Here is a 12381-nt window from a genome sequence, read left to right on the forward strand (position 1 = left end):
CCTCGATCGAGTTGTGTTTCCGGGCTGTCGGGTCAGCTGGTCTCGATCACTTTCCTGAGGCGCTCGACCGTGGCGGCCATGTCCGCCTGCACTTTTGCCCTCCATTCGTCGAAGAATTTCCTTTTCCTGTCGTCGTTCATCTCGGCGGTGATGCCCCGGATCCCCTCGGTCGCGGTACCCATACGGAAGTGGTGCGTGAGCCGCGTGCCGCCGTCGGCGGGTCGCAGGGTGAACCCCCAGACGCTGTCCTGGGCCCGGCCGTCGTGGGTGCGCATGGCCCAGGAGAACCGGTGGCCGGGCTCAGCCGTCGTCACCTCGGACGTCGTGGTCCACGAGCCGCGGACCACCGGGGCCCAGGCCACCACCTCGGCCCGCCTGAAGTTGTGACCGCGGAACACCGAGCCGACGGCGCCGGGGGCACCGTGAATCCATTCGCCGCCGGTGCATTCCTCACTCCACTGATGGCTGCGCGGCAGATCGCTGACCACCGAGTAGACGAATTCGGGAGTCCTGGCCACATGGGATTCGGCACATATCTCGAAGAGCGGGGCGACACCGTTTTCTGTGGTCATGGGGAAATCCTCTCCGCGTCTGCGGGCCGGGCGGTGAAACAGTCGGCTGATTCGTCAGGTCCCGCTGTCGCGTGGCGCGCGGCCTCCCCCGCCGACGGCGCCTCGCGGGGCCGCACCTCCCACTCGACCAGGGCCAGGCCCGCGGCCATGCCCCCGCCGAACCCGGCGAGTACCACCAGGTCTCCGGGGGCCAGCCGGCCGGCGGCGCGATCGAGGGTGATCGGCACGGACGCGGCCCCGGTGTTCCCGAAGCACGACACGGTGGTGTGGGTGTTCTCCGGCGAGAATCCGAGGTCCGCGGCGAGTGCCTCGATCATCCGGCCGTTGGCCTGGTGCGGTACGAAGTGGGGCGGCTTCGCGTCTGCCGGCAGGTGAGCGTCCAGGAAGGAGCGGATGAGCGGTCCGACCCGGCTCTCCACGAAGCGGCGTACCGCAGGGCCGTCCATGGTGAAGTGGTGCAGGCCCTGTTCGACGGTCGCCGGTGAGGCGGGAAGCACCGAGCCGCCCGCGGGGACCCGGATCAGCTCCCGCTCCTCCGGGAAGGTCGCGAGTCGGGTCGCCATCACCCCGCCGCCCGTGCTGGGCCCGAGGACCACGGCGCCCGCGCCGTCACCGAAGAGCACGACGGTCCTGCGGTCGGTCACGTCGAGCGTGCGGGAGTAGATGTCGGCGCCGATGACGACGGCGTGTCCGCCGGTGCCGCGGATCATCCGCTCCGCCGTCGTGAGGGCGAAGACGAAGCCGCTGCACACGGCGTTGATGTCGAACGCGGGGGTGCCCGCGGGGACGCCGAGTTCGGCGGCCACCGCCGTGGCGGTGGGCGGCTGCGGCGAGTCCGGGGTCGACGTCGCCACGAGGACCAGGGTGATGTCCTCGGCGCACAACCCGGCGTCCTCCAGTGCGACGCGCGCGGCCATCGCCGCCAGATCCGAGGTCCCTTCGTCCGACTTCGCCCAACGGCGTTCACGGATCGCGGTCTTCCGGGTGATCCACTCGTCCGTCACCCCGGCAGGTGCTCCGACGTCGTCGTTGGTCACGACGTTGCCGGGAAGACAGGAGCCGGTGCCAAGGATGCCGACCGTGTCCGTGTGGTGGATGGCTACTGCACGACTGGCCATGCTGCCTCATTTCAGGTCGTCGCCGGGCGGCCCTTGAGGACCGGAACCCCGTGGGGCGTCGGGTACGACAGCTCTGCGTCGGAACATAGTCAGCGCACGCCCAACTCCCCAGACAATGCGGCAATAAGTGTCAGCTCGCTACCCGCGCAATAGCCCTGAGGCCGGTCCTCGAGCAGAAGTTGACAGATTCCAGGGCACCACATCGACGTCGGCTCAACGAATACGTAGCGTTGGCCGCCGAAGTACCCGGCCGCCCGGACGAAGGATTTTCATGGGGACGAGCAAGTCCGCGCCACCAGGCCCTCCTTGGACCAATGCGATAGACGTCCATCACCACGTCATTCCGGAATTCTACGTCGATGAAATTCGTCGTCTCGGATTCGCCTCCACACTGCCCGGCGTGGACGCACCCGAGTGGAAGATGGAGACCAGTCTGGCGATGATGGACCGGCAGGGCATTCGGGCGGCCGTGGTGAACATATGGCCGGGTGTGCCCCCCGTGGACGCCGCTGTGGGCGCCCGGCTGGCCCGCCGGGTCAACGAGTTCCTCGCCGAGCTGGTCGCCGCCCATCCCGGCCGTATCGGCGCGTTCGCCGTACTGCCGCTGCCCCATGTGGACGCCGCGCTCGAGGAGTTGGCGTACAGCATGGATGTGCTGGGCCTCGACGGTGTCGGTCTGGTCACCAACTACGGCGGGGTGTACGTCGGGGACCCGTCACTCGACGCCTTCCACGCCGAGGCGGCGCGGCGCAGGACACCGCTGTTCGTTCATCCGACGGCTCCCCCCGGCAACCCGCCGACCTTCGGGTTGCCGGTCTCGCTCTGCGAGTTCCCGTTCGAGACCGTACGGCTGACGGCTCAACTTCTGTACAACCGCACCCTGGAGCGCCATCCCGGGCTGCGTGTGATTCTGTCCCACGGCGGCGGCGGTGTCGCGTACTACGCGGCCCGGCTCGCCTGCGGGCCGCTGATCCGCGCCGACCTCGCCGAACGGCTGCCGGCCGATCCCATCGGCTATCTGCGGCGCCTCTACGGCGACACCGCCATGATCGGCGATCCGCACGCCTTCACCTCGGTGCGCTCGTTCGCGGGGGCGAGCCGCATTCTCGTGGGCTCGGACTTTCCGTTCATGCCGGAGTCGTTCAGCGCACAGGGTGCTCGATTCATCACCGAGCACGGCGGATTCACGCAGGACGAACTGGCGCGCATCGAACTCGGCAACGCAGCCGAACTCTTCCCACGATTCGCCGATCACCAGCAGGAAGGCCGTTAGCATGCTCGACGAGACCACGGTCACCGCATATCTGGACCGCATTTCCGCACAGCGTCCCGAGAAGGCGGAACTGGAACCGCTCCGCACCCTGCAGATGCGGCATCTGCTCTCCGTTCCCTTCGAGAACCTCGGATACCATCTCGGCGAAGAGATCCATATGGACGAGAGGGTCGTCGACAAGATCGTCCGGGAGCGGCGGGGCGGCGGGTGCTATGAAGTCAATCCGGCCCTTTCCTTCCTTCTCGAAAGTCTCGGCTACGACGTCTCGGTGATGCCCGGGCGGGTGTGGATCAAGGGTGAGCTCACCGCCCCGCTGTGTCATCTGGCCCTCAAGGTTCGTGTCGAGGGGCACAGTTGGCTGGTCGACGTCGGGTTCGGCCGCAACAGCAGGTATCCGCTCTCCCTGGAGACGGAGGAGGTGCAGGACGACCCGCACGGCCGTTTCCAGGTCGGCGCAGCGGACGACGGCGGCATCGACGTCCGGTCCAACGGCACACTCCAGTACCGGGTGTACGACGTGCCCTGCCGCGTCTCCGACTTCGGGCCCACGCTCTGGTGGTACCGCACCGCACCGGAGTCGCCGTTCCTGCAGAACCTGTTCTGCTCGCTGCCCACCGAGAACGGCCGGGTCACGCTGAAGGAGGACGAGCTCACGGTCGTCGTCGGCGGTGACCGGGAGAGCCGTCGGCTGGCCGACGAGTCGGAGATCCTCGAGGCGTACGACAAGTGGTTCGGGATCAAACTGACGCAGCTGCCGGTGAGGGCGGGCAGCGGCGTCACGGTGCCGATGTCGTTCGACTGAGCTCGGGCCGGCGCCGCCGGCCGCGATCACCGGGCGGGCGGGCCGGATCAAGGCCCACCCGCCCGGCCGCACGCCTGACCGCCCGACCGACCGACCGACCGACCGACCGACCGAGAGCAACGACACCGGGCGCACCATCCGTGCCCGTGACTGGCCGGAATCCGCCTTCGCCCTCGCCCTCGCCCTCGAGATCCGGTCACACCTCGTCGCACCGCCCGTTCACCGTCGGAGCACCACCCCGTTCCGCTCGGACTTCCGTGCGCGTCGGTCACCGGTAGGTCACCGGGACGTGCGTGCGCGAGGACGGCTGGCGGCCCAGGAGCAGGTCTTCGTCGCCCTGGCACAGAGAGCCGGCGGCGGGGGCACCCCGCTCGGCGGCGACGCGCCGGACGATGTCTCCGTTGTGCTCCACGAGCGCCAGTTCACTGCCGAACCGCGCGTCGAGGTCCGTCTCACGCGAGGCCAGGAGTGAGTGCAGAGCACCCGGCACCGCGTCGTCCCTGCCCGCGTCGGCGAGCTTCCTGAGCCGCTGCGCGTCGCGTCCGTTGCCGCACTTGACGAGATGACAGCTGAGGCAGGCGAGAATGCCGGCGCCCAGGTTCCGGTCGCCCGCGAGAGCCGACGCGCGCAGTGCCGCCAGCAGGAACTGCTGGCCCTGTACGTGCCGGTCCTGGTCCTCGGCCAGCCAGCCGGCCAGTTGTGCCAGTTCGGCTATCGCCCCGTACAGCCGCCTGCCGGTCGGCGCGTCGTAGGCGGCCTCCCGGGCCAGGCGCCGGGCCCAGCGCAGTTCGTGCACCGCCCAGTCCATGACCAGTGCGGTACCGCCCTGCGAGGCGCTCAGTTTCCGCAGCCGGGCGATACAGGCGACCAGGACGTCGACCGTCTCCGCGGACAGCTCCGAACCCTGCGATCGTCCCGAGGCCGACATGCTGTCGGCGGTGAGCCAGTCGACGGCGAGGGAGACCAGCACAGCCCCGGACACGGGCTCGCCCTGCCGGGGAGTCCGTCCGCGCTCGTCGTGCTCCCCCTCCAGGAGCGGGAGCAGGAGGCGGTCGACGTGCTCTTCCGACCACGGAGGGCCGAGTCCCGGGTCGCCGACGCCACCGGGTTCGGGATCCGGGAAGCGCTGTGGCCAGATTTGGCTGACTTCGATCGCTCTGTCCAAGTGGTCGGAGAGGACGCCGGCGACGAATTCAGGTACCTGACCGCGCGGGTATGCTCCCTTGGTCCAGCCATAGGGAGCCTTGAGGCTCACCGTACCGGCGCCATGCCGTCGGTTTATTTCACGTGCGAGCCGCTCGGGCGACCAGTGCAGACTTTCCAGGAATACTGCGAGCTGCGATCCTTTGCACACCGGTGCATCTCCCCCTTGAAGTTCCCCTTCGCGTGTGCGGACGGATGCGATCCCCTCAGCGAGGCTGTCACACCTCTTCCAGTATTGCCGCCGCCTTTTCGCCATGGGTAGGAATTGAGTCGTTCGCGAGGTTCCGGGTTTGCGGAGCGAAGGCACAAACGCACGGATGGCGACAGCACCTGTTACAGGTGCTGTCGCCATCGGACCGTGGCCTGAACCTACTTGTGATCCCAGGACCCGATGCGCATGACTTCCTTTTTCAGCACGTCGCCGAAGGTCGGAATGCCCTCGGTGGTGAACACCGAGACAACCGAGTGCACATGCGAGTTGTCGGTGGCCTCACGCAGCAAGGAATGCGCCAGATCAATACGTGAGGTATAGAGGCCGGGCGACTCCGGCGGACCGAAGTGGTAATTGCTGACGGTGTCGGTGTTGTAGAGCGCGGACGGCCGGACGATGGTCCAGTCGAGATCCGTCGCACGCACGATCTGCTCCATCCTCACCATGTCGTCGTACAGCGTCCGCCCCATGGTGGTGAGGATGGGGTAGAGCACCCTGCGGTACATGAACCGCTCACAGGGCGGTTTCTCACCCGGCTGGCGATTCGCGTGCACGGCGAGCAGACGGGACGTCACGGTGAGCAGGCGCTTCACGCCGTGCGTGGCCATCGCATCGGTGATGTGCGTGATCCCCCGGGAAAGCACCGTCACGGGCCGGCGCCCGTAGGGCACTCCCAGAATCGATACGACCGCGTCCTGCCCTGCGATCGCCCGTTCCACCGCCGCCTTGTCGTTCACATCCGCGCCCAGGGTCTGCAGCTCGGGATCAGCCAGCGGGAATCCTTCGGGCCGCCGTACGACGGCGGTCACCGTGTACCCCGCGGCGAGCGCCTGCTCCGTGAGATGTCGACCCGTCGAACTATTCGCTCCGAACACAGCGATCTTCAATGGGTTTCTCCGTTTCGAGAGGGTCCACAGATCCGAATTCGCTGTTTCTGGCTAAGGCTTGACAGCCGTGTAGAGCGCGAAGGGCGGATTCGCCACGAAGTCGGCCCAGTAACCCTTCTGGGACAGTCCGGCGTGGTGTCCGGGAGCACGGTTGGGCAAACGCCGGACATCGACCAGACCGGCCTTCTCCATCGCCACCTCCGTGGTACCGGCCGGCCAGAAGAAACCGTCGAAACCGACGTGCGGATCGACGTCCATCTCGATGTGGATCACCTGGAGGTCCCCGTGCTTCTCCTTGGGCGTGATGGAGAGGCCGTACCGCGGATAGACCGACATCTTCTGGAGGTCGATGTCAGGGTTCGAGCACAGTGCGACCATCCGGCCGCCCGACACCAGGTTGTCGGCACACCGCTGCACCATCTCGTGGTATTCGACGGTGTCCTTGGCGTGGACGAATGCCCAGATGGGCGCGACGACGTCGAATTCGCCGAGCAGAGGCAGCTCGGCGGCGTCCACCGCTTCGTACGTGATGCCCAGCTGCTGTTCGGCCTCGATCTCCCGCGCCACGTCGACCATGCTCTGCTCGATGTCGATGCCGACGACCTTCTCGGCGCCGAGTCGCTTGAATATGCGGGAATAGAAACCCGTGCCGCAGGCCACGTCCAGGACTCGTTTTCCGGTGAGGTCAGGAATTCCGGAGAGCAGGGTCTCGCGTTCGACGAAGGCGTACGGGAGGTTCTTGACGGTGTCGTACTGGGTGCTCGAAGTCTGGTACTGCTCACTGATCCGGTCGTGATGGGCGCTCTTCTGCATCATCCACTGCCTTTCTGCTGAGCAGGACGGTAAGCCGGCGGATTCTTCTTTCTCGGCAACTCTGCTGCAATTCCAAGCGGTGCCTGGCTCTGACAGTAGGTGTCGTCGGCCGCGGCATTCCATGCCGAGCCGTCGAATCTGTCAACTCACCCGGAGCTCAGCTGAATATCTTCTGCACCTTGCGCGACACCCATTCGCTGACGGTCACCGTGTCGAATCGCTCCACGGCGGATGAATCCGTGAACGGCCGCATGGGTTCGATGGAGGCGTCGTGGTTGGGGAGATAGAAGAACGGGATGGTGAGCCGGGACGATGTGTCACCGGCCTCCGGATTGGCCACGCGGTGCATCGTCGACACCCACCGCCCGCCGGTCCACAACGCCATCAGGTCCCCGATGTTGACGACGAAACTTCCCGGAATCGCCGCCACGTCACGCCACTCGTCCTCACCCTGCAACACCTGAAGACCACCCCGCTCGTCCTCCTGGTACAGGATCGTCAGACTCCCGAAGTCGGTGTGCGGCCCCCGCCGCAACTGCCCCGGCAACGGCGCCTTTGTCTGCGGCGGGTAGTAGTTCACCGCCACCGACGAACCGTGATGATCGAACTTGTCGTCGAAGAACCCCTCCTCCAGACCCAGCGCCAGAGCGAACAACCGCATCAGATCAGCGGCCAACTCCCCCATGGCGGCCATGTACTCCTGCCAGGCGTCCTTGAAGTCCGCCGGATCCTTCGGCCAGATGTTCTTGTGCGTCCAGCTCGCCCACTCGTTGCCGAGGGTGCTGCGCTCGTCGTCGCTCATCTCCCCGGTCACGTGGGCGGCGTAGGTCTCGCACAGGTCCGGGGGTGTCTTCTGGTCGAGGCTGCGCGCGAGGGTGCCGCCGGCCCTGCGGTATCCGGACACACCGGGCCGCGAGGCGACCACGTCCTTTTCCCCGTCGGGCAGTTTGAAGAACGAATTGGTCGCCGTGAACATCCGGTCCACCAACTCCGCGGAAACCCCGTGCCCCACGATGATGAAGAACCCGGAGCTGCGCAGCGCATTGCCTATCGCTTCGGCAATCGCGGCCCGCCCGAGAGTGCTGCCCCTGGAAGAGAGGTCGATGACCGGGACAAAGCCATCGGTCACGGTGACGGTCAGCTGATCACTGTTCAAGGTACTCCCTCTTTCCGTGGTGTTCGGCTCGTCGAGCGTAGGTCCGGCCGACGTCTGGTCGCCATGCGCCGTGGCTGAATCTGTCAACTCATTCGACCCCCGGAGATATTCGCCGTCCTCTTTCCTCCCTAGGCTTCGAAGAACGCACGGCGAATGGCCGATCCGCCGGTGGACGTGCCTCTCGGGGGCGACACATCCACCGGCAGATCGGCCCGACGCCGATGTGAACTCCGTTCTTGGCTATGTGGTTCCGGAGAACATCTTCTGGAGTTTGCAGGACATCCACTGTCCTGCGATGACGCCGGCCCCGGAATGCGACCGGTCGACGCACGGCTCCGCGGTCGGCCGCATGGGTTCGATGGAGGCGTCGTGGTTGGGGAGATAGAAGAACGGGATGGTGAGCCGGGACGATGTGTCACCGGCCTCCGGATTGGCCACGCGGTGCATCGTCGACACCCACCGCCCGCCGGTCCACAACGCCATCAGGTCCCCGATGTTGACGACGAAACTTCCCGGAATCGCCGCCACGTCACGCCACTCGTCCTCACCCTGCAACACCTGAAGACCACCCCGCTCGTCCTCCTGGTACAGGATCGTCAGACTCCCGAAGTCGGTGTGCGGCCCCCGCCGCAACTGCCCCGGCAACGGCGCCTTTGTCTGCGGCGGGTAGTAGTTCACCGCCACCGACGAACCGTGATGATCGAACTTGTCGTCGAAGAACCCCTCCTCCAGACCCAGCGCCAGAGCGAACAACCGCATCAGATCAGCGGCCAACTCCCCCATGGCGGCCATGTACTCCTCCCACACCTGTCGGAAGTCGGCGGGATTCTCGGGCCAGATGTTGGCCAGTGTCCAGGTGGCCCACTGATCACCGAGTGTCCTGCGCTCCTCCTCGCACAGCTCACCGGTCACATGCGCGGCGAAGGCCTGGCACAGATCGGGCGGGGACTCCTGGTCGAGGCTGAGGGCGGTCGCGCCGCCCACCCGCCGGAAACCGGAGACTCCGGGCCGGTGTGCGACGCGGTCCTTCTCCTCGTCCGACAGCTTGAAGAACGTGCTCGTCACCGAGAACATGCGGTCGATGAGGTCCTGCCGGACCTCATGACCGACGATGACGAAGAATCCGGAGCTCATGCAGGCCTGGTCGATCGCCTCGGCGATCGTGCGACGGCCTTGCGCCGAGTTTCTGCGGGACAGGTCGACGACGGGTACGAAACCCTGGGCAGCGGTGGCGGTCACCTGATGGTCGCGCATGACCAGTTTCTCCTCTGCGACTGCTTCTCGGCCTAGTTCGCCGTCTCGGGTACCGCTTCCGGCTGCGCCGTTCGCCGGCCTCCTCTCGAGAACAGCCCGACGAGGGCCGCGCCGAACACGAGGACTCCGAAGGCCACCCAGAGCGCCACCGTGTAGCCGTGGACGGTTCCGGCGGTGACAGCGGCCGGCTTGGCCCCGTGGTCCTCGAGGTACGACGCGGTGACGCTGGTCGCGATGGAGTTCAGCAGGGCGGTGCCGAACGCGGCCCCCACCTGCTGCACCGTGTTGTACGCCGCCGACGCGACGCCTGCTTCCATCGGGTTCAGTGCGGCCGTCGCCAGGTTGGTCGCCGCGGCCAGCAGACAGCCGAGGCCGAGCCCCGTGAGGATCATGGACGGGGTCAGGTACACCAGGAACACCTGTGAGCTGTCCACCTCCAGCTGCGTGAGGATCAGCATGCCCGCGGCCGAGGAGAGCAGACTGCCCGCGATCAGGACGTGCGGAGCGACCCGCCGGTGCAGCTTCCCGGCGATCAGCATCGCGCCGATCGTGGTGCTGACGGCGTTCACCAGCAGCGTCATGCCTGCCTTGACGGGCGAGTAGCCGAGGATCGTCTGCGTGTAGTAGCTCACGAAGAGGTAGAAGCCGAACATCGCGATGAACATCACGCAGACGGAGACGAAGGCGGTGCCCCGGGCCCGGTGTACGAAAATGTGCAGGGGCAGCAGCGGGAACCGGGACTTGGCCTCCACCAGGACGAACAAGGTCAGCAGGAGAACGCCGCCCACCAGCAGGCCGAGCACCTTCGGGTCGTCCCAGCCGTGCGGTTCGGCCTGGGTGAAGCCGTAGACCAGCGCCACCAGGCCCGTCGCGCTGAGCAGCACACCGGGAATGTCGAGATTGCGCAGGTCACCGCTCGGGCGGTCCCGCATGACCAGCGGAACACCGGCCAGGGTGATCACGGCCATCGGGATGTTGATGTAGAGGCACCATCGCCAGTCGGCGTACTCGGTGAGCAGTCCACCTGCCACCACGCCGAGCGCCGCACCGCCCGCGCCGACGCCGGCGAAGACGCCGAAGGCCTTTCCTCGCTCCCGCCCGTCGGTGAAGGTGAGGATCAGGAGGGATAGGGCAGCCGGCGCCAGGAGTGCGGCGAAGACTCCTTGTGCCGCACGGGCCGCGAACAGCGTTCCCGCGTTCTCCGCGGCGCCGCCGAGTCCCGACGCCAGCGCGAAGCCGATCAGGCCGATGGTGAAGGACCGCCGATGGCCGAGTGCGCCGCATACGCGCCCGCCCAGGAGGAGTAAGCCGCCGAAGGCAAGGGCGTACGCCGTGATCACCCAGTGCCGGTCGGTGTCCGTCATTCCCAGCTCCTGCTGGGCCGACGGAAGCGCGATGTTCACGATGGTCGCGTCGAGCACGACCATCAGCTGAGCAGCGCTCACTACAGGAAGGGTCCACCAGCGCTTCGCGTTCTGCGCCGGGGGCGTGGGGGCCTGTTGCTGAATGTCTGTCACATCAACTCGCACTATGGTCGGGTTACTCGAACGTTGGTCTAGTGGCGAGTGACTCTACTACACGCCGGGGCGCGGGGGCAGGACGGAAAGTGCTCGCAGGACACCCTCGGCGTCGGCATCCCGGACCCCAACTATCCTGTTTCCAGGGCCAGTTGAGATTTCAGAAATCAACACAGGAAAGAGAGCGGCACGGCCCCGCCACGTCGCGTCCGGTCGGGGGCGCCCCCGTTCCGGCGCCGGCTCGACGGGCGCCCCTGACGGCCCGTCCCGAGGGCGCGCGAGGCACGGACCGGGCGTCGGGCCATGCAAGACTCGACCGAAAACACACGGTGATACGTAGTGCACCCCTGGGGGTGAGCCGCGTGAATCTGGAGGTGAACGTCATCGCAGGCAAAGAGCGCTCACGGAGCCAGTCCGGCGCGGGAGTGGGCAACGTCTGGCTTCGGTCCGCACGCGGCAACAGGGGGGAACCGCCGCTCACGCGGGCGCGTATCGTCCAGGCGGCCGTCGCTCTGCTGGACGAGGAGGGCATGGACCGGCTGACGATGCGTCACCTGGCCGAGCGGCTCCAGGTGGGCGCGACCACCCTCTACTGGCACGTGGCGACCAAGGCTGACGTCGTCGACCTAGCGGTCGACGCGATCTTCGGGGAGACCTCGGTCCCGGACGAGCACTCCGACAGTCCGCGGGACGACATCGCGACGCTGGTCAACGACTGGCGGCAGGCGATGCTGCGGCATCCGTGGGCGGCCACCGTTCCCTCGCGGCAGCGGCCTCTCATGGGGCCCAACTTCCTCGCCTGGATGGAGTTCCTGCAGTCCGCGCTCCTGCGCTCCGGACTGACCGACAAACGGCTGAACGCCGCGACCTGGGCGCTCTACAACCATGTGATGGGCGCCACGGCCACCCAGTCCAGCCTTCAGCTCTCCGTCGAGGAGACCCGACTGGGTCAGGAATACCTGGAGAGCCGGCGCGACCAGTACCCGACCGTCGCCACGTACAACTACATCGCCGATGACGACTGGGACGCGAGCTTCGTGGCCGGACTGGAGTTCCTGCTGGACGGCATCGAGGCGCAGACGAAGCGCTGAGAGCGGCCCCGCCCCCCTTCGCCTCTCGCGCGAAGGGGGGCGGGTACCGAACCGTCACGTCATGCCGGAAGGGGCGGGCGCCGGACCGTCACGTCGTGCCGGAGGGGTTGGAGATCAGGTAACGCCAGAAGCCGTCCGCGCCCCTGCGGGCGATGTCGGTCGCCGTGCCCTCGGTGTGCACATGCGTGCCGTCCGGGCCCGCACCGTCGTGAACGTAGTCGTTGATCAGCAGAGCCGTGTCACCCACCACGTAGACCTGGCGCAGCAGGACGGTGATCGGGATCCGGTCACGCACGACAGTCGGAAGGGCCGCTCTGCGCCGCTCACCCGAGGAGGTCTGCCCGGGCCGCACGACGTGCACGGCCTCGGGTTCGAAGAGGGCGTCGAGCAATTCGAGATTTCGCGCGTTGAAGGCGTCGGCAAAAACATGCGGAAGGTCGGCCGGTTCGACGGGAAGACCGTCGTTGCTCGGTATGTCGGACAT

General features: G+C 67.0%; 12 protein-coding genes. 3 read left to right on the forward strand and 9 right to left on the reverse strand.

What is annotated here, in order from left to right; all coding sequences use genetic code 11:
* Positions 1-32: 32 nt before the first annotated feature.
* Together O1Q96_RS32375 and O1Q96_RS32380 are read right to left on the reverse strand one after the other, a co-directional pair.
* Positions 33-572 (reverse strand): SRPBCC family protein, encoded by a 540-nt coding sequence (locus O1Q96_RS32375; RefSeq protein WP_269251526.1) that lies wholly within the window; start codon positions 570-572, stop codon positions 33-35.
* Positions 569-1690 carry a 3-oxoacyl-ACP synthase III family protein gene (locus O1Q96_RS32380; RefSeq protein ID WP_269251527.1) on the reverse strand — a complete coding sequence of 374 codons (1122 nt, stop codon included), beginning with the start codon at positions 1688-1690 and terminating at the stop codon, positions 569-571. Before O1Q96_RS32380 ends, O1Q96_RS32375 begins: the two co-directional genes overlap by 4 nt.
* A 271-nt stretch (positions 1691-1961) precedes the next feature.
* On the opposite strand from O1Q96_RS32380, the gene O1Q96_RS32385 reads away from it, so the two are divergent.
* Together O1Q96_RS32385 and O1Q96_RS32390 are read left to right on the forward strand one after the other, a co-directional pair.
* The gene (locus O1Q96_RS32385; protein WP_269251528.1) at positions 1962-2963 is read left to right on the forward strand and encodes an amidohydrolase family protein; all 1002 of its coding nucleotides are present in this window, start codon (positions 1962-1964) and stop codon (positions 2961-2963) included.
* Position 2964: 1 nt separating this feature from the next.
* Positions 2965-3765, forward strand: coding sequence for an arylamine N-acetyltransferase family protein (locus tag O1Q96_RS32390; RefSeq protein WP_269251529.1), 801 nt, complete (start codon positions 2965-2967; stop codon positions 3763-3765).
* 268 nt (positions 3766-4033) lie between these two features.
* Here the strand turns inward: O1Q96_RS32390 and O1Q96_RS32395 are convergent, their stop codons facing one another.
* From O1Q96_RS32395 to O1Q96_RS32420, 6 genes are all read right to left on the reverse strand, one after another.
* Positions 4034-5320 carry an NsdA family TPR-like regulatory protein gene (locus O1Q96_RS32395; protein WP_483409984.1) on the reverse strand — a complete coding sequence of 429 codons (1287 nt, stop codon included), beginning with the start codon at positions 5318-5320 and terminating at the stop codon, positions 4034-4036.
* Positions 5321-5337: 17 nt separating this feature from the next.
* Entirely contained in the window at positions 5338-6066 is a 729-nt protein-coding gene (locus tag O1Q96_RS32400; protein WP_269251531.1) for an NAD(P)-dependent oxidoreductase, read from the reverse strand.
* A gap of 51 nt (positions 6067-6117) precedes the next feature.
* Complete coding sequence (locus tag O1Q96_RS32405; RefSeq protein ID WP_269251532.1) at positions 6118-6882, reverse strand: class I SAM-dependent methyltransferase; 765 nt, start codon at positions 6880-6882, stop codon at positions 6118-6120.
* Positions 6883-7036: 154 nt separating this feature from the next.
* Positions 7037-8035 (reverse strand): isopenicillin N synthase family dioxygenase, encoded by a 999-nt coding sequence (locus O1Q96_RS32410; protein WP_269251533.1) that lies wholly within the window; start codon positions 8033-8035, stop codon positions 7037-7039.
* Positions 8036-8275: 240 nt separating this feature from the next.
* Positions 8276-9289: an isopenicillin N synthase family dioxygenase gene (locus tag O1Q96_RS32415; RefSeq protein WP_269251534.1), complete on the reverse strand. Its 1014-nt coding sequence runs from the start codon at positions 9287-9289 to the stop codon at positions 8276-8278.
* A 32-nt stretch (positions 9290-9321) separates the two neighbouring features.
* Positions 9322-10716, reverse strand: a complete 1395-nt coding sequence (locus tag O1Q96_RS32420) for an MFS transporter (RefSeq protein WP_419587076.1) — start codon at positions 10714-10716, stop codon at positions 9322-9324.
* Positions 10717-11168: 452 nt separating this feature from the next.
* Here O1Q96_RS32420 and O1Q96_RS32425 point away from each other — a divergent pair, with 452 nt between their 5' ends.
* Positions 11169-11897: a TetR/AcrR family transcriptional regulator gene (locus O1Q96_RS32425; protein ID WP_419586984.1), complete on the forward strand. Its 729-nt coding sequence runs from the start codon at positions 11169-11171 to the stop codon at positions 11895-11897.
* A gap of 88 nt (positions 11898-11985) precedes the next feature.
* Here O1Q96_RS32425 and O1Q96_RS32430 read toward each other — a convergent pair whose 3' ends face one another.
* Complete coding sequence (locus O1Q96_RS32430) at positions 11986-12381, reverse strand: YybH family protein (protein ID WP_269251537.1); 396 nt, start codon at positions 12379-12381, stop codon at positions 11986-11988.

Origin of the sequence: Streptomyces aurantiacus (genome assembly GCF_027107535.1) — a bacterium.
Lineage (GTDB): Bacteria > Actinomycetota > Actinomycetes > Streptomycetales > Streptomycetaceae > Streptomyces.

What these genes read in the sequence shown, in the direction of transcription:
- O1Q96_RS32375 (WP_269251526.1), bottom strand. Translation starts at nt 572, where the DNA reads ATGACCACAGAAAACGGTGTCGCCCCGCTCTTCGAGATATGTGCCGAA.
- O1Q96_RS32380 (WP_269251527.1), bottom strand. Translation starts at nt 1,690, where the DNA reads ATGGCCAGTCGTGCAGTAGCCATCCACCACACGGACACGGTCGGCATC.
- O1Q96_RS32385 (WP_269251528.1), top strand. Translation starts at nt 1,962, where the DNA reads ATGGGGACGAGCAAGTCCGCGCCACCAGGCCCTCCTTGGACCAATGCG.
- O1Q96_RS32390 (WP_269251529.1), top strand. Translation starts at nt 2,965, where the DNA reads ATGCTCGACGAGACCACGGTCACCGCATATCTGGACCGCATTTCCGCA.
- O1Q96_RS32395 (WP_483409984.1), bottom strand. Translation starts at nt 5,320, where the DNA reads ATGGCGACAGCACCTGTAACAGGTGCTGTCGCCATCCGTGCGTTTGTG.
- O1Q96_RS32405 (WP_269251532.1), bottom strand. Translation starts at nt 6,882, where the DNA reads ATGATGCAGAAGAGCGCCCATCACGACCGGATCAGTGAGCAGTACCAG.
- O1Q96_RS32415 (WP_269251534.1), bottom strand. Translation starts at nt 9,289, where the DNA reads ATGCGCGACCATCAGGTGACCGCCACCGCTGCCCAGGGTTTCGTACCC.
- O1Q96_RS32420 (WP_419587076.1), bottom strand. Translation starts at nt 10,716, where the DNA reads ATGGTCGTGCTCGACGCGACCATCGTGAACATCGCGCTTCCGTCGGCC.
- O1Q96_RS32430 (WP_269251537.1), bottom strand. Translation starts at nt 12,381, where the DNA reads ATGTCCGACATACCGAGCAACGACGGTCTTCCCGTCGAACCGGCCGAC.